This is a genomic window from Corynebacterium sp. HMSC14H10 (assembly GCF_001807105.1).
Lineage (GTDB): Bacteria > Actinomycetota > Actinomycetes > Mycobacteriales > Mycobacteriaceae > Corynebacterium > Corynebacterium jeikeium_D.
Genome location: NZ_KV787451.1, coordinates 61671 through 79450, shown reverse-complemented (window position 1 = coordinate 79450; position 17780 = coordinate 61671). Strand labels below are relative to the sequence as shown.

General features: G+C 56.5%; 14 protein-coding genes. 3 read left to right on the top strand and 11 right to left on the bottom strand.

Going from position 1 to position 17780, the window contains the following annotated elements; translation table 11 throughout:
- Positions 1–43: 43 nt before the first annotated feature.
- Positions 44–595 carry a DUF2017 domain-containing protein gene (locus HMPREF3135_RS10295; protein WP_038628003.1) on the bottom strand — a complete coding sequence of 184 codons (552 nt, stop codon included), beginning with the start codon at positions 593–595 and terminating at the stop codon, positions 44–46.
- 30 nt (positions 596–625) lie between these two features.
- Complete coding sequence (clpS, locus tag HMPREF3135_RS10290; RefSeq protein WP_005511165.1) at positions 626–919, bottom strand: ATP-dependent Clp protease adapter ClpS; 294 nt, start codon at positions 917–919, stop codon at positions 626–628.
- Between the two features lie 81 nt (positions 920–1000).
- On the opposite strand from clpS, the gene HMPREF3135_RS10285 reads away from it, so the two are divergent.
- The 3 genes from HMPREF3135_RS10285 (at position 1001) to HMPREF3135_RS10275 (ending at position 6173) form a co-directional block, all read left to right on the top strand.
- Entirely contained in the window at positions 1001–2311 is a 1311-nt protein-coding gene (locus HMPREF3135_RS10285; RefSeq protein WP_038628000.1) for a nicotinate phosphoribosyltransferase, read from the top strand.
- 137 nt (positions 2312–2448) lie between these two features.
- Entirely contained in the window at positions 2449–4431 is a 1983-nt protein-coding gene (locus HMPREF3135_RS10280) for an ATP-dependent DNA helicase (RefSeq protein ID WP_187402571.1), read from the top strand.
- 164 nt (positions 4432–4595) lie between these two features.
- Positions 4596–6173, top strand: a complete 1578-nt coding sequence (locus HMPREF3135_RS10275) for an AMP-binding protein (protein ID WP_038627995.1) — start codon at positions 4596–4598, stop codon at positions 6171–6173.
- A 7-nt stretch (positions 6174–6180) separates the two neighbouring features.
- Here HMPREF3135_RS10275 and HMPREF3135_RS10270 read toward each other — a convergent pair whose 3' ends face one another.
- The 9 genes from HMPREF3135_RS10270 to nrdH form a co-directional block, all read right to left on the bottom strand.
- Positions 6181–6981, bottom strand: a complete 801-nt coding sequence (locus tag HMPREF3135_RS10270; RefSeq protein ID WP_038627992.1) for an aminoacyl-tRNA hydrolase — start codon at positions 6979–6981, stop codon at positions 6181–6183.
- Complete coding sequence (gene serB, locus HMPREF3135_RS10265) at positions 6981–8273, bottom strand: phosphoserine phosphatase SerB (protein WP_070439568.1); 1293 nt, start codon at positions 8271–8273, stop codon at positions 6981–6983. Before serB ends, HMPREF3135_RS10270 begins: the two co-directional genes overlap by 1 nt.
- A gap of 277 nt (positions 8274–8550) precedes the next feature.
- Positions 8551–10251, bottom strand: coding sequence for an aa3-type cytochrome oxidase subunit I (gene ctaD / locus HMPREF3135_RS10260; RefSeq protein WP_005511131.1), 1701 nt, complete (start codon positions 10249–10251; stop codon positions 8551–8553).
- Between the two features lie 330 nt (positions 10252–10581).
- Positions 10582–11622 carry a class 1b ribonucleoside-diphosphate reductase subunit beta gene (gene nrdF / locus HMPREF3135_RS10255; RefSeq protein WP_187402712.1) on the bottom strand — a complete coding sequence of 347 codons (1041 nt, stop codon included), beginning with the start codon at positions 11620–11622 and terminating at the stop codon, positions 10582–10584.
- A 316-nt stretch (positions 11623–11938) separates the two neighbouring features.
- On the bottom strand, positions 11939–13396 hold the full coding sequence (locus tag HMPREF3135_RS10250) for an MFS transporter (RefSeq protein WP_038627985.1): 1458 nt from the start codon (positions 13394–13396) through the stop codon (positions 11939–11941).
- 50 nt (positions 13397–13446) lie between these two features.
- Entirely contained in the window at positions 13447–14172 is a 726-nt protein-coding gene (gene deoD, locus HMPREF3135_RS10245) for a purine-nucleoside phosphorylase (protein ID WP_038627983.1), read from the bottom strand.
- Positions 14173–14407: 235 nt separating this feature from the next.
- A complete protein-coding gene (nrdE, locus tag HMPREF3135_RS10240) occupies positions 14408–16552 on the bottom strand; it encodes a class 1b ribonucleoside-diphosphate reductase subunit alpha (RefSeq protein ID WP_187402564.1) in 2145 nt (714 codons plus the stop codon).
- A gap of 174 nt (positions 16553–16726) precedes the next feature.
- Positions 16727–17149 (bottom strand): class Ib ribonucleoside-diphosphate reductase assembly flavoprotein NrdI, encoded by a 423-nt coding sequence (gene nrdI / locus HMPREF3135_RS10235; protein ID WP_038627981.1) that lies wholly within the window; start codon positions 17147–17149, stop codon positions 16727–16729.
- Positions 17150–17234: 85 nt separating this feature from the next.
- Positions 17235–17459 (bottom strand): glutaredoxin-like protein NrdH, encoded by a 225-nt coding sequence (gene nrdH / locus HMPREF3135_RS10230; RefSeq protein ID WP_005511161.1) that lies wholly within the window; start codon positions 17457–17459, stop codon positions 17235–17237.
- Positions 17460–17780: the final 321 nt, after the last annotated feature.

Here is a 17780-nt window from a genome sequence, read left to right as displayed (position 1 = left end):
CCTCAGTTGATTACTGCATCTTTCGGGGTTTTGCTCGGATTCGTTACTCACTCATAAGCTGATCCAGCAGTGACTCTTGGTTGTAGGACAGCCACTGGTACATCGCGTCGGTCTGCTCAATCTGCTCGATGGAGCCATTGAGGTTCTCCATGGAAACGTGCAGGTAAATACGTAGGTCATTGATTCCTGCAACCCAGGCATGGGCATCGCTTTCCGAAATGGATACCTGCCCCGACTCGGCGGGCTCCAGTGCGTCGATAATCGCACGCAGGGAATGGAGCTTGCTCTCTACAATCTCCGACTCATGCAGCTGGCGCATGAGGGCGTTTTCCCCCTCCACGCTCTCCTCACCCGGCTTGGTGAAGTCCGGCAACAGTCGCGCAAGCTTAGGATCGGCTGGGGCCTCGGAGTGTCCGACGGGCATTCCCGTCATTTCCGCGAGCTCATCCTTCGGCGCCGACCGGGCTCGCTCCATCAGCGAGTCCGCCACAGTAGCAGCCAGATTCAGCAGCAAATCCCGCTCCGTGCCTTCAAAAGCCGTGACGTACTTGATGCCACCGCCGAGAAGGGATCGCTTGCGCTTCCAAGGACGCATGTAAATTCTCTCCCGCTGTCGAATATCGGCTTAGTCAGCCTGCTCCATTGTTGCCCACAAGCCCGCCTTGTGGAGCTTCTTCACATCGGCCTCTACCTTGTCACGCTCACCGGAAGACACGATTGCCTTACCCTCCGTGTGAACCGTCATCATCAGCGCGTGCGCCTTCTTTCGGTCCATGCCGAAGAGCATCTGGAACACGTAGGTGACATAACTCATCGAATTAACCTGGTCATCCCACACAATGCACTGCCAGGGTCGGTTCGATTCCGTCACGACATCGGCATCCATAGTGGGCATCGGTGTTGCTGCTGGCATGCTCATAGGCACCAGGATAGTACGGAGTGGCGCGCGCTCGCCGGAACCGACTGCCCCGGCCAGCTTCAGCCGACTAGACTATTGACCGTGATTGATAAGCATTCCTCCACCGCCCTTCTCACCGATAAGTACGAACTGACGATGCTGCAGGCATCGCTTGCCGACGGATCCGGCGAGCGCCAGGTCGCCTTCGAGGTGTTTGGCCGTCGTCTGCCGAATGAGCGCCGCTATGGCGTTGTCGCTGGGACAGCGCGTGTATTGGATGCTATCCGCAACTTCCGCTTCACCGAGGAACAGCTGGCTTCGCTGGACTTCCTCGACGACCGGACGCTAGATTACCTGCGTAACTATTCCTTCAGCGGCCAAGTCGACGGCTACCGCGAAGGAGAGCTCTACTTCCCCGCCTCGCCCATTTTGACTGTGCGGGGCACTTTCGCCGAGTGTGTCATTTTGGAGACTGTTATTCTCTCCATTCTCAATGCGGACTCCGCCATTGCCTCGGCAGCGACCCGAATGGTCACGGCTGCCGGTGGGCGCCCGATTATTGAAATGGGTTCGCGTCGTACTCATGAAGAAGCAGCTGTGACCGCTGCCCGCGCCGCCTACCTGGCAGGTTTTAGCGCCACCTCCAACTTGGAGGCAGCGGCACGGTACAACATCCCAGCCTCCGGTACCGCTGCGCACGCGTGGACTCTGTTACACACCAACCCAGATGGCACGACAAACGAGACTGCAGCCTTCAAAGCTCAGATTGACACGCTGGGGACCGACACCACTTTGTTGGTGGATACCTACGACATCACCGAGGGCGTCAATACGGCCATTGAGGTCGCGGGGCCGGAACTCGGCGGTGTACGTATTGACTCCGGTGACCTCGGAGTTCTCGCTCGCCAGGTGCGTCAGCAGCTGGACTCGCTGGGCGCACACAACACCAACATCGTAGTGTCCTCTGACCTCGACGAGTTCGCCATTGCGGCGCTGAGGGCCGAGCCGGTCGATGTCTACGGCGTGGGCACCTCTGTAGTCACTGGCTCCGGCGCACCGACTGCGGGACTGGTCTACAAGATGGTCGAAGTTGATGGGGTGCCCGTCGCCAAGCGCTCGTTGGACAAGCGAAGCCACGGTGGCGTGAAGGCGGCGATTCGTACCTGCCGCCGTTCCGGTACCGCCGTGGAGGAAATCGCTTTCCCGCTCGGCTCGGAAATCCCGGATGTGGGCAACCTGCACTACCGCGATCTAACCATTCCGATGATGCGCGATGGCGAGGTCGTCGATGGCCTACCGACCTTGGAAGAGTCCCGCGATCACTTGGTTAAGGCGCTGGTCAGCCTCCCGTGGGAGGGGCTCGCACTTTCCCGTGACGAGCCGGTACTGTCCGTCCGTTTTCACGGCGTTTAGGCGGCGGGGGAACTGTGTCGGATACTCCCGAGCACGCAGATTTTGCAGAGCTATCGGACGGCTTTGAGGACTTTGACGATGTTGACGATGCTGACGAGCTAGCTTCGCCGAGAGCCAGCGTCCATGACTCGGACAGCATCGAAGCTCTTCTCGATGCAGCAGTGAAGGGACTTGGCGGAACAACTCGCCCGAATCAGGTCAAAATGTCCCGGTCGGTGGCCTCCGCCTTTGCGCGCGAGCGACACCTAGCGGTACAAGCCGGTACCGGTACTGGTAAGTCACTGGCCTACCTGGTGCCCGCCATTGTGCAAGCAATGGAGTCCGACGAGTCGGTAATCGTTTCCACGGCGACCATTGCGCTGCAACGCCAGCTGGTCGAACGCGACTTGCCGCGGCTAGTCAGTTCGCTAGAGCCACACTTGTCCCGCACGCCAACCTTCGCAATCCTCAAAGGCCGCTCAAACTACCTGTGCAAGTCCAAGGTCGGAAATGTCATCAAAGATCCCGTCATCGACGGTGATGAATCCGAGCCGACCGGTATGGGCGGCCCAACTGCTCTACTCAGCGAAGCGCAGCTCAGCCGAACCGCTGCCGAGGTCATGCGGCTACGCGAGTGGGCCAATGACACCGACACCGGCGACCGCGACAGCCTGGACAAGGGCGTCTCCAACGAAGCCTGGCGGCAGGTCTCCGTCACGGCCCGCGAATGCGTCGGCGCCATTTCCTGCCCTTTCGGCGAGGAGTGTTTCGCCGAACAAGCCCGCCGCGAGGCCTCCAACGTCGACATCGTTGTCACCAACCACGCCCTGTTGGCCATCGATGCGCTCTCCGACGCCATGATCTTGCCGCAGCACGACTGCGTCGTCATTGATGAGGCTCACGAGCTCGACGGCCGAATCACCTCCGTTGCCACCGACGAGCTCTCCCCTGCCGGTATCACCATGATGGCCCGGCGCGCCCGCAAATTCGGCGCCGCAGAGCAGGTCGATGATGTCACCGATGCCACGGATCTACTCGGCGAGACCGTCGCATTGCTTGCCGACGCCTACAGCGGCGCACTCGAAGAAATTCCCGGTGAGCTGGGAGCGGCACTAGCTTCGCTCCGCGATAGCCTGTGGCAACTGCAAACCACGCTGGGCACCTCTGGCTCAGGCAACTCTGGCGGGTCGGGCTCCGGGGGTTCGGGTTCCGACTCTGACAGCACGGAGCGCCAGACCGTGCGCGCAGCCGTGGAGAATATGCACGATACTGTCGTCCGGATTCTCGAGTTCAGCAGCGACGATGTCGTATGGCTTGGCGAGAACAAGACAGTTTATGTCGCTCCCCTGTCCATCGCAGCACTACTTCGCGAACGCCTCTTCGGCGAATCCACCGTCGTTTTGACCTCAGCAACACTTGCTCTTGGCGGCAAGTTCGATGCTATGGCCGCTGCCTGGGGGCTTCCCTCCGGCGGGTGGGATGGCTTGGACGTCGGCACGCCCTTTGACCCGCAGAAATCTGGCATCCTCTACGTCGCACGCGACCTGCCTCGTCCTGGACGCGACGGCGCCACGCCAAAGCAGTTCGCGATCATGGAACGCCTCATCCGCGCCGCTGGTGGGCGAACGCTGGGGCTGTTTTCTTCTCGCCGAGGCGCCGAGGCAGCGGCGGAGGAAATGCGCAAGCGCCTGCCTTACGACGTCCTGTGCCAAGGCGATGACTCTATCGGCGCTCTGGTTGATCGCTTCGCAGCTAATCCACAGACATGTTTGTTTGGCACGCTGACGCTGTGGCAAGGCGTCGATGTTCCTGGCCCATCGCTATCGTGTGTCATCATCGATCGTATCCCGTTCCCCCGACCCGACGACCCGCTACTGTCCGCGCGCTCCGATGCGGCTAATGCCGCTGGCCGAAACGGTTTTATGGAGGTTTCAGCGACACATGCAGCGCTACTGATGGCGCAAGGTTCTGGTCGTCTGCTACGTCAAGTCGATGACCGCGGTGTCGTCGCGGTACTGGATTCACGGTTGGCGACGGCGCGCTATGGATCCTGGATTGCCGCATCGATGCCTGACTTCTGGCGGACGACTGACCTCAATGTCGCTGCTGGTGCACTGACTAGGCTGACGCGGGACAGCTAGCTAGGTAGTCATTTCACATAAGAAATGACATTTTTCCCAAAATCTGCACGAACTGTCAGCACACCTACTACTGTGATGTGAAACACAACGAAGCTAACACGGTGATCCTTGTTCAAGGAATTCATCTGAAGCCTGACGCACGTGCAGAAAGGTTGTTTTCCCCTATGCCGCTGACTAGTAGTCTTCCCAACATCGATATTCCGGAGACCTCTCTATTCGATTTTCTGTTTGGCGAAATCGAGCCTCGGCACAAGGATAAACTCGCAGTAGTTGACTCCGGCTCAGAGGTAACTTTCGGGGATTTGAAGGCCAGCATTGAGGCCTTCGCGGGCGCTCTTGCTGCACGTGGAATTAAAAAGGGCGATGTTGTTGCCCTGCACTGCCCTAACTCCACCACCTTCGCAGTCGCTCTGCACGGTGTTCTTCGCGCAGGTGCAATCTGCACGACTGTTGCCTCGCTGGCAACTGCCGAGGACGTTGAAACGCAGCTGCGTATCTCTGACGCCAAGATGATGCTGACGACTTCGTCGATTGGTTGGGCCGGTGCTAACGGCGCTGAGGCCGCTGGCCTCCCGGAAGAGATGATTATCGGTCTGACGGGGCTTCACGGCATGGGTGAGCTGCTTGCTGAAGGCCATGCGGGACCAGATGTAGACGTTTCTCCCGATGACGTTGCTGTCATTCCGTTTTCTTCTGGCACCACTGGTGTGCCAAAGGGCGTCCAACTCACGCATCGCAATCTTGTTGCCAACGTGGCTCAGGCAGGAGCAGCAACTGTCGAGGCATTGGATGAGACAACCCCGGCGGTTACGATTCTGCCGTTCTTCCACATCTACGGTTTGACTGCTCTGCTCAATCTTTGCCTCTGGCGACGCACTACCCAGTACACGATGGGCAAGTTCGACTTGCTGGATTTCCTTTCCATTATTTCGGAGCACAAGGTCAAGTTTGCGTTCATCGCACCGCCGGTCGCAGTTGGGTTGGCCAAGCACCCGGCTGTCGATTCCTTCGATCTGTCCAGTCTGGAGACTATTTTCTCCGGCGCAGCTTCGCTTCAGCTGGATTTGGCGGAGCAGGTGGAAAAGCGCCTCGGCTGCACTGTCGCCCAGGGCTACGGTATGACCGAGTCCTCCCCTGCCGCGCACATTCGTATCGGACACGACAGCCCACTGGATTCCATCGGTCGAGCAGTCCCGAACACCGAGTACAAAATCGTTGACCTCGATACTGAGGACCTCGATGAAATCCCAGTTCCTGAATCAGGACGTTCCAAGTCCGGAGAACTGTGGATTCGCGGTCCTCAGGTAATGAAGGGTTATCTCAACAATCCCGAAGCTACGGCTGCAACGCTTGTCGACGGCTGGTTGCGAACAGGCGACGTTGCGGAACTCGACAAGGAAGGGAATGCGTACATTGTCGACCGCTTCAAGGAACTGATCAAGTACAAGGGTTACCAGGTACCACCGGCAGAACTTGAGTCCGTGCTTCTCGAGCACCCGGATATCGCTGATGCTGCCTGCAGTGGTGTCATTCGCTCCGATGGTGAGGAAATTCCGAAGGCATATGTGGTGCTCAAAGAAGGAAAGTCACTCACTGCTGATGAGGTAATGGACTTTGTTGCCGACCGCGTCGCACCGTACAAGAAGGTGCGAGTAGTCGAATTCATGGATGAGATTCCAAAATCGGCAACCGGCAAGATCCTGCGCAAGGATCTTAAGGCCATGGAGGCAGCACGCGCTTAGCTGTCCGCTACTGCCCCTGTGCCCCTGGCGTGACCGACACGGTGATTGATCCAGGGGCAATCTCTGTAAACCCAGCATCCTGAACTTCTACAGCACGTAGCTCTGGCGCTGGCCACAGCTCCCGCGGTGTTTCTTTCACATCTAACGCGTAGCCAGTTTGCGCCCACGCCCACGCTTCCTCAACCGACAGGCTGGCCGCATAGAGCATTGAGCCGTGTCCAACTTGCGCGGCCACCTTTCCTACGGACATATTCAGGTTCTTGTCCACCCAAATCACTGGCGGAGCAAAGGTGTCAGCACTCCCACGGTTGCCCGAGTCGTCGGGAGATGTGGTCTCCGGGTCGTCGTAAGGCAAATCGGTGCCGGAAATTTGTAGTTTGGCAATCTCTGGGTAGGTATCGTCGACAGGAGTTGGCACTAGTGCGCGAGCTTGCGCGCCGTCGACATCTACGGTGACACCCGGTGCAAGCTGAGCGCGTTGCCAGCCGATATTGCGAGCGCGACGTGTGAGCTTGCGGATGCGCGCGCCGTACCAAGACACCAGACCTTGTTGATAGGCCGAAGTGTCATCGCCTGCGCGCTCGTCGAGGCAACAAGCAACAACAGCCATCGCGGCGGCGCGGAGCAGCGCAGTGCGCGAGGGGCGTTCCTTCTTCGGCACCTCAAGCAAAATAGCCATTGCCCACGGCACATCCTCGCCATGGTCTTCCCTATCGGGTTGCGGCAGGAGGCTATGGGCAATGCGGAACCATTCCGGCACCGATGATGCGTCCGTGACAGCGGGATTCTTGTGATCCTGGCGTCGCACTACTGCTCCAACGGCACGCGGCGGAAGGTGCCATCTTCGCGGTCGGCATCGTCGATTTCATCGCGGGAAATACCCAACATGAACAGAATCGAGTCCATGAATGGAACGTTGACCGACGTGTCAGCGATTTCCTTCAGCGCCGGCTTCGCGTTGAAAGCAATACCGAGGCCCGCGACTGACAACATATCGATGTCATTGGCGCCATCGCCGACAGCGACGGTCTGGTGCATCTGAAGCCCAGACTCCGCGGCGAACGCCTTAAGACTGCGGGCCTTTTCCTGCCTATCGACGACACCGCCGACCACGCGACCAGTCAGCTTTCCGTCCTCAATCTCGAGGGTATTGGCCTTGTAAAAGTCCAGGCCGAGATCCTTTGCCAGTGGCTCCAGAATCTGGATAAACCCACCGGAGACGGCACCACACTTGTAACCGAGACGTTTCAGCGTGCGGATCGTAGTGCGGGCGCCAGGGGTCAGCTCGATGGAGTCGGTAACTTCCTCAAGGACGCTGACCGGCAGGCCTGCCAGAGCCTTAACTCGCTCGTGCAATGACTCAGCGAAGTCCAGTTCACCGCGCATAGCGCGCTCTGTAACCGCTGCAACCTCCGCCTCGCGACCAGCGTGGGCGGCCAGCATCTCAATGACCTCACCGGTAATCAAAGTGGAGTCCACATCGAAGCAAATCAAGCGTTTGGATCGGCGCTGCAAACCTGCGCGTTCAATTGCGATGTCAATGTCCTGGTCCTGTGCAAGCTCAACCAGCGCCTTACGCAGCGGAATGCCCGCACCCGGCTTCGGGTCCGGAATAGAGACAAGCAGCTCCAGGCCAGTAACTGGGTAGTCGGCAATACCGCGAATGGAATCGATGTTTGCACCGTAATCAGCAAGAGTGCGGCCGATACGGGAAATATCCTCAGCGTTGACCGGATTGCCCAACACGACAAGTGCGTGGGTGGAGCCATCGCTGCGCTCAATCGGCGCATCCAGCTGGAAACTGACAGTCATGCCGTGAGGCTTCAGTGTTTCAATGAGTCCCTCACGGAGAACACCGACCTTTTCTTCTGTGACACCAACAAGCGCACCGAGGCTCAGATTAGAGCGGAACACCGACTGTTCCACATCCAAAATTTGAACTCCGTGGGCCGCGAGCACGCGGAAGAAAGCTGCGGAGACACCCGGGCGGTCTCGGCCAACAGCGGTAATAAGCACCGGAGCTAGTCCCGGTGCCAACGAAACCGATAGAGCATCGGTATCTACAGACTGACTGGGAGAGGTAATTACCTGTTCATTCACCAATCCAGTATCGCATGAAGCCCCGGCAGAGCGCTCATCGCATAGTGGGATTCCGCACTTCAGTGGGTGGCCAGCGACAGGCGCTAGCCATCGCCTTGCTCTCTTGCCCTTCTGGCGCTCCCTGCGCCCCCTGCTCTTACTGCGCTCTCTTACTGCCTCTTCCCTAGGAAAGACTCTCAAAGACAAGACTAAGGCCCCATCACGGAGAACCGTGATGGGGCCTTAGCTTCGCGTAGTTATTAACTCAGAGTTGCATCAGCCATGTAGCCACTAGCTCTTAGAGCTGACGACCAACGTGGGCCTCTGCGCGCTGACGCTCAACCATGTGCGGGTAGTGCAGCTCGAACGCCGGGCGCTCCGAGCGGATGCGCGGCATCGAGGTGAAGTTGTGGCGCGGCGGCGGGCAAGAAGTAGCCCACTCGAGGGAGTTACCGTAACCCCACGGGTCATCAACAGTGACGACCTCACCGTAGCGCCAGGACTTGAAGACGTTCCAGACAAACGGGATAACAGACAGACCCAGGATGAACGCACCAACGGTGGAGATCATGTTCAGGGTGGTGAAACCGTCAGTCTCGAGGTAGTCGGCGTAACGACGCGGCATACCCTCGTTACCCAGCCAGTGCTGGACCAGGAAGGTCAGGTTGAAGCCGATGAAGGTCAGCCAGAAGTGAACCTTTGCCAGCTTCTCGTCGAGCATACGACCAGTCATCTTCGGGAACCAGAAGTAAACGCCCGAGTAGGAAGCGAAGACCAGGGTACCGAACAGGGTGTAGTGGAAGTGCGCCACGACGAAGTAAGTATCAGAGACGTGGAAGTCCAGCGGTGGGGAAGCCAGCATAATACCGGTCAAACCACCGAACAGGAAGGTCACGATGAAGCCGAGAGCGAAAGTCATCGGAGCCTCGAAGGTCATGTGGCCACGCCACATGGTGCCCATCCAGTTGATGAACTTAACACCGGTCGGGACCGAAATCAGGAAGGTCATGAACGAGAAGAACGGAAGCAGAACGCCACCGGTCACGAACATGTGGTGTGCCCACACAGCCATGGACAGACCTGCAATAGACAGGGTTGCGAAGACCATACCTGCGTAGCCGAACAGCGGCTTACGGGAAAAGACCGGAACGACCTCGGTGATGATGCCCACGAACGGCAACAGCAGGACGTAGACCTCTGGGTGACCGAAGAACCAGAACAGGTGCTGCCACAGCATTGCGCCACCGTTTGCCGGGTCGTAAATGTGACCGCCCAGCTTACGGTCGTACAAAACACCAAGAGCAGCTGCAGTCAGAATCGGGAAGATCAGCAGAGCCAGGATCGAGGTAACCAGGATGTTCCAGGTGAAGATTGGCATACGGAACATGGTCATGCCTGGTGCACGGAGGCACAGGACAGTGGTGGTCATGTTAATGGCGGAAGCGATGGTACCGACACCACCAACACCGACACCGACAATCCACAGGTCAGAACCGACACCCGGAGAGTGAATCGGGTCAGACAGCGGGGAGTACATGGTCCAACCGAAGTCAGCAGCACCACCCGGGGTCAGGAAGCCCGACAGCATCAGAATGCCACCAATGGTGGTCAGCCAGAAGCCGAAAGCGTTCAGACGCGGGAAAGCCACGTCCGGAGCACCAATCTGAAGTGGCAGAATGTAGTTAGCAAAACCCCAAACAATCGGGGTACCGAACAGAAGCAGCATCACCGTGCCGTGCATGGTGAACATCTGGTTGAACTGCTCGTTAGAAAGGAACTGAAGTCCTGGGGCGAAGAGCTCAGCACGGATAAGCAGAGCCATCAGACCGCCGACAAAGAAGAACGAGAAGGACATAATGATGTACATGATGCCCAGCTTCTTGTGGTCGGTCGTGGTCAGCATTTCCCACGCCCAGCTGCCCTTACGCTCATGTCCGAACGGCTGCGGCCGTTCCGGCGCTACAACGCCATGATCTGGACGAGGCGCTACTGCAGTCATTCTTCCTCCTTACTACGCGAAGATTTCCTGTAACTCACTACAGGGATTTTAAGTTTTGTCCTTGTGAGAATAGTGCAGGCGAGTACGCGACGGCGAACCCACCTACCGCTATGTGCCAGATTCTAGTCTGAACCTTGGAAAAAGTTAAGGCTAAGGGATTTTCCGGCTCACTTCCCCACTCAGCTAAGCACACTATTAGTTTCCTGAGAATTGTCTTAACCTGGGCTAACGCCTATTTAGCAGGAACCGTCGAGGCTAGGACTACTACCCCCGTGTGTGTGCTGTCACCAGAGTGAGGCTCGATGCGGAATGTTCCCTACACCTGTGCTTTTAGAAGTCCCAGTCCTCATCCTCGGTTACTTCAGCCTTACCCATGACGTAGGAAGAGCCGGAACCCGAGAAGAAGTCGTGGTTTTCGTCAGCATTCGGCGACAGGGCCGACAGGATCGACGGCGAAACGCGAGTCTCGTCGGCCGGGAACATACCCTCATAGCCCAAGTTGTTCAGAGCCTTGTTGCCGTTGTAACGCAAGAAACGCTTGACATCCTCGGTCCAACCGAGTTCGTCGTACATCTCTTCGGTGTACTGAATCTCGTTGTCGTAGAGATCAAACATGAGATCGAAGGTGTAATCCTTCAGCTCGTCACGTTCAGCCTGGGTCAGACGCTCCAGGTTACGCTGGTACTTGTAACCGATGTAGTAACCGTGAACTGCCTCATCACGAATAATCAGGCGAATAATGTCCGCGGTGTTGGTCAGCTTGGCATGGCTGGACCAGTACATCGGCAGGTAGAAACCCGAGTAGAACAGGAAGGACTCCAGCAAAGTGGAAGCGACCTTCTTCTTCTGCGGGTTATCGCCCTCGTAGTAATCGAGGATAATCTTGGCCTTCTTCTGCAGGTACTCATTCTCCTCGCCCCAACGGAACGCATCCTGAATCTCAGGGGTCGACGCCAGCGTCTGGAAAATCGACGAGTAGCTCTTTGCGTGCACCGATTCCATGAAGGCGATATTGGTGTATACAGCTTCCTCGTGCGGAGTCAGCGCATCCGGGATGAGCGATACTGCGCCAACTGTGCCCTGGATGGTGTCCAGCATGGTCAGACCAGTGAACACGCGCATCGTGGTGCGCTGCTCCAGTGCATTGAGTGTATTCCAGCTCTTGATGTCATTCGACAGCGGCACCTTTTCCGGCAACCAGAAGTTACCGGTCAGACGATCCCAAACCTCGAGATCCTTGTCATCAGGAATCGTGTTCCAGTCAATAGCCGCAACTGGGCATGCACGCGACTCTGGATTCTTCTCACGGTGGGCCGGAGTCGAGGGTGGGCAATCATCGAAACTCACGTGGAAACCTCTCCCTTTTTTCATTGATCTTGCCGTTTCCCGAACACACCTTATATATAAGGAATGTCCTTCACTCTTTACGAGTTCGAAAACAGCGGCTGCAGCGGTGGCTATTCCAGCCTTGTCCCACTACAAAACGTCAGGCTCCCGATGAAAGGAGCCACTACCCTTAGCAGCTTACCCACACTGCCCTCTTTCAGCACACCACTGTTGGCTATCTCTCCAATGAACACCTTTTATTTGTGCCCCCTCTCCTCATGCACCCACGTCACACAAAGAAAAAGGCGCTTGACGACGCAATGTCCGTCGTCAAGCACCAGGTGCAAAATGTTGCGCGAACCTAGGCGTGAACCTTCTCGCGGTTTTCTGCGGTGTCGTTGATGAGGCGGTCGGAGATGACGTACACCAGCAAACCTACGACAGCCATGAGCGCGAGCAACCAAGCGATAGTAGCGGAGACCCCTTCTGCTTCAGACTGCGCGATGGAAAGGGCGCTGAAGAAGGCCGGCCGAGAATCAACAAGCATGGCCGTTAACGCAATGCCAACCGGGACGGCGATGTTGATAGTCAGATTATAGAAACCGATTGCGACACCAGACTTGGCCGCGGGAATGTTCTGCAGTGCGGTCGCGACCAACGGCGCATACATGAGCGCGAACCCTGATGGGAACAGAATCATGGACACGATAACCGTGGCAACACCGGCCCCCGGCAGCACTGCGGGAATGAGCAACGCCACGATAATGATGCTGATAGCTGCGACAATAGCCTGCCTCGAAGACAGGAACTTGGCAATCTTGCCGGACATTACACCGACGATGACAGCACAGAGATAACCCGGCGCGAGAATGTAGGCAGCACCGTCGAGGTTAATGCCATAGAGCTCGTCGACCATATACGGCAATAGAATGACCGAATACCCCAACTGGACCATGTAAACCACGAGCACAACAATCAGCGCGCAAACGTAGCGGGCATTGGTAAAGAACGACGGGCTGACCACGGCGTTGCCGTGCGCCCGGATGTGCCAGACAAAGAGCGCGACACCCAACACAGCGGCCGCCAGCCACCACCATTGGACCTGCTGCTGGAACCGCTGCAAGAACAGCATCACCGCAGTGGAGATAGCCGCGATGAGGAACAGGCCGAATATATCCAGGTGACTCTTCTGCTGCTGCTCTTCCGGAACTGTCTTAATCAGGAACGGAATGGCAACTATCAGAATGAGCGAAATCAGGAACATAGCCGGCCAGGAAATGTAGGTAGCCACAATCCCCGAGGTCAACGTTCCAATCAGCAGCGCAGCTTGGAAGGCCGCGGTGGAAAAGCCGAGGTAGGTTTTCTGATCTTCTGGGCTTAGGTACTTGGTGACATAGATGACGTAGAGTGTCTCAGCCGCCGCCAGACCGGCAGTTTGAATAATGCGGGCAGTAAGCACCATTGGCCATACTCCCTGGAAGAAATAACCCAGTAGAGAGCCCACGGCGACAAAGCCAATACCGACAATCATCAATTTGCGGATACTGATGCTGTCCGCCAATGCGGCGTACACCACCGCTCCAATGCCAATCAAAATACCGGCGAGTGTCGCCTGCAGACTGGCCGTGGAGACACTGAGATCCAGAGATTCCGCAATCGGCTTGGTCATGAACTTAAAGCCATTGTCCAAGACCAAACAGAATACAAAGGAAAACAGCAAGACCGGGACTGCGGCCTTAGGGTTTGGCGCCGCAGCGTTGGACGCTGCGCTTTGAGAGAGATTCACGTTCAAGCTGGTATTACTGGCGGGATTGCTCATCGCACTGTACCTATTTCACACTTCAAGCCAATTGATTGCAGACCAGGACACTAGAGTCGAGCCAGCGGCAATGCGAGCTCCATCATCGTCGTGAAGGCCTTCTCACGTTCTTCCGGAGTGGTCTTTCCACCGGTGACGATGTTGTCCGACACAGTGAAGATTCCCATGGCCTCCACACCGGCCTCGGCGGCAGTGGCATAAAGGCCAGCAGATTCCATCTCCACCGCCAGCACACCCATGCGTGCCCAACGGTCGTTCACATCATCCTGGAAGTTGTAGAAAATATCGCTGGACAAGATGTTGCCGACGTGTGTTGTGATGCCCTGCTCGCGGGCGCGATCGCGAACATCTTCAATCAGACGGAAAGATGCGGACGGGGCGAATGTTCCCGGCAAGTTGTACTGCGATAGAAAATTGGAGTCAGTCGACGCCGTCTGGCCAATAACCACGTCATACAGGTCCAGCTCCGGCTGCAACGCGCCGCACGAACCGACGCGAATCAGCTTCTTGCAGCCGAAAACATGGATAAGTTCCCAGGAGTACAGCGAGATAGACGGAATACCCATACCGGACCCCATGACAGACACTTCCTGCCCCTGGTAGGTGCCGGTAAAACCCAGCATGTTGCGAACTTCGTTGAACTGAACGACATCGTCCAAATAGGTCTCCGCAATGAACTTCGCACGCAGCGGGTCACCTGGCAACAAAATAGTTTCTGCAATCGGCGCACCCTTTGGGTTGATGTGTGGAGTGCTCTTACCAGTGGTATCGGACATGGCTTCCAGCCCCTTCTCCCACTAGCCGTGGGTGAAAATTACGCGAACATTGGTGTACCACTGCCCAGGTTAATTACCTGCATTACAACCGTCAATAGTAATATTTACATTTGTTCCCAATTGGGTGGAGTGACGAAAAAGGCGCGAGAACGTCCCGACAAAACTCGGGGAAATTCTCGCGCCTTCAATGCGCTACAGCTAAAGCATTAGATGCCTAGCCCTCAAACACGCTTGCTTAAAGCATGCAGGATACGCAGCCCTCAACCTCAGTACCCTCCAGCGCAACCTGACGCAGGCGGATGTAGTACAGAGTCTTAATACCCTTGCGCCATGCGTAAATCTGCGCACGGTTGAGGTCACGGGTGCTCACCGTGTCCTTGAAGAACAAGGTCAGGGACAGTCCCTGGTCAACATACTTGGTAGCGACCGCGTAAGTGTCAATAATCTTCTCGTAGCCGATTTCGTAGGCATCCTGGAAGTACTCGCGATTGTCATTGTCCAAGTGCGGAGCCGGGTAGTAAACGCGACCAATCTTGCCCTCCTTGCGAATCTCAATCTGAGATGCAATCGGGTGAATCGACGAGGTCGAGTTGTTGATGTACGAAATCGAACCGGTCGGCGGCACTGCCTGCAGGTTGCGGTTGAACAGGCCGTACTCCATGACGTCGGCCTTCAGCTGCGCCCAGTCCTCAGCGTCCGGAATGTGTGCGGTGGAGTTCGCGAAGATCTCCTTTACGTGCTGAGTCTTCGGCTGAAACTCTGCCGGATCGAAGTTATCGAAGTACTTGCCGCTGGCGTAGTCGGAGTTCTCAAAGTTGACGAACCTCTGACCGCGCTCACGAGCAATCTTGTTAGAAGCGCGCAGGACAGCGTAGAGCACTGCTGCGAAGTAGGCATTGGTGAAGTCCAGGCCCTCTTCCGAGCCGTACATAATCTTCTCGCGGCCAAGGTAGCCGTGCAGGTTCATCTGCCCCAGGCCGATGGCGTGAGATCCGTCGTTTCCCTTGCGAATCGATGGCACCGAATCAATAGAAGTCTGCTCACTGACCGCAGTCAGGCCACGAATGGCAGTCTCGACGGTGCGACCGAAGTCTGGCGAATCCATGGTCATCGCAATGTTCAGCGAGCCAAGGTTACAGGAAATGTCCTCACCAACGTGCTCGTAGGACAGGTCTGCATTGTAAGTCGACGGGGTGTTGACCTGCAGAATCTCCGAGCAGAGGTTCGACATATTAATACGTCCCTCAATCGGGTTCGCGCGGTTAACCGTATCCTCGAACATGATGTACGGGTAGCCGGACTCAAACTGAATCTCAGCGATGGTCTGGAAGAACTGACGCGCGTTGATCTTCTGCTTACGAATACGCGGATCCTCGACCATATCCGCGTAGTTCTCGGTGATACTAATGTCCGCGAACGGCTTACCGTAGACGCGCTCGACATCGTACGGGCTGAAGAGGTACATGTCGTCGTTACGCTTGGCCAGCTCGAACGTGATGTCCGGAATGACAATGCCGAGCGACAACGACTTGATGCGAATCTTTTCGTCCGCATTCTCACGCTTGGTATCCAGGAAGCGCATGATGTCCGGGTGGTGCGCGTGCAGGTAGACAGCGCCAGCACCCTGGCGAGCACCCAGCTGGTTAGCGTAGGAGAAGGAGTCCTCCAGCAGCTTCATAACCGGGATGACACCAGAAGACTGATTCTCGATGTGCTTAATCGGAGCACCCTGTTCACGCAGGTTGCTCAGCAGCAGTGCCACACCACCGCCGCGCTTGGACAGCTGCAACGAGGAGTTGATGGCGCGGCCAATGGACTCCATATTGTCCTCGATACGCAGCAGGAAGCAGCTCACCGGTTCGCCGCGCTGGGCCTTACCGGAGTTGAGGAATGTAGGAGTAGCAGGCTGGAAGCGTCCGGTGATGATCTCATCAACCAGGTGCTGCGCGAGCCCCAAGTCGCCGTCGGCAAGCGTGAGAGCAACCATGCAGACACGGTCTTCGTAGCGCTCCAAGTAACGCTTGCCGTCGAAGGTCTTCAGTGTGTACGAGGTGTAGTATTTGTAAGCACCCAGGAAAGTCTGAAAACGGAACTTGTGGGCATAGGCCTGCTTGAACAGTGCCTTGACGTCCTCAAATTCGTACTTCTCCAGAACTTCGGCCTCGTAGTAGTGATTTTCTACCAGGTAATCGAGCTTCTCCCGCAAGTTGTGGAAGAACACAGTGTTCTGATTGACATGCTGCAAGAAGAACTGGCGCGCAGCCATGCGGTCTTTATCGAACTGAATCTTGCCGTCTTCACCGTACAGATTCAGCAGCGCATTGAGCGCGTGGTAATCCAGCTTGTCCTCACCCACCGGCTCCGCGACCTGCTTGCCCATTTCCGACACGTTGACTCCTTTAATATTCATTTGCCTGCACAGGGTCTGTTCAAACACTGCCCAGAGCAATCCAATCTAGCTATTTTCCTCGCACACCGCTTTACGACGGCTTCCGCGAGCGTATCCATTCGGTTGTCCTCAGTGCCCCTTCCCTCGACACTGAGGCTTGCCAACTTAGGCGCTGACTCTACCGTGGAAGAACTCCTCTAGCCCTTCTCGGACTCGCCGCACATCGTGGTCGGTTCCCATCAGCTCGAAGCGATATAGATATGGAACCTTGCACTTGTAGGAGATGACATCCCCTGCTTTACAGAAGTCCTCACCGAAGTTGAGATTGCCGGCAGCAATCACACCTCGGATGAAAGAGCGGTTGTGCTCATTATTAAGAAATTTGATGACCTGCGGAGGAACTGGCCTTGAGTTACCACCGCTGATGGAAACGCCACCACCATAAGTCGGACAAATGAGGACATAGGGCTCATCGACGATAAGCTCCGGCTCATTACGACGGATGGGAATGCGGGCATTTTTGATACCTAGCTTTTCAACAAACTTGTGTGTATTCCCCGTCGCCGAGGAGAAATACACCACCAGCATGAGAGCTTCACCCTTTACATCGCAAAACCCCCGCAATCTCCGTTTCCTGTGCGGTTAACGAAATCTGCGGGGAGGTGTGTGATTCTTAAGCTGCCTGGAGAGCCTTGATGCGGTCCGGGCGGAAACCCGACCAGGTCTCAGTGCCAGTGTCAACGACCGGCGCCTGGAGGTGACCGAGAGCCATGACGTAGTCCCGAGCCTCATCGTCCATGGTGATGTCGACGATATCGTAGGCAATTCCAGCCTTATCGAGGGCACGAGTGGTAGCGCGGCACTGGACACATGCAGGCTTGCTGTAAACGGTAACCATGACTCTCACAAACTTTCTGGCTTTGGGTAAGACCAATGAATCGGATCGACTTCGTACAAACAACGGAAGCGGCCGAGGAATCAGCGGATTGGTTGAATGACCGAAAGCTCCCAGGGTTCATGAGAAACCGAGTACGGGTGGCAGACAGGTCCTTTTAGCTCTCCTTGGCTCGACATCGAAAACACTACACTTGGTGCCTAGAAAACTCTAGTCATACTAGATGTAGTACTCACAACCATGGTATTCCCTGTTCGGAGATCTCTGGCGCACAAGATGTTGTACACAGACGCACCACAACCTTGTAATTTCACGCTAAAAATT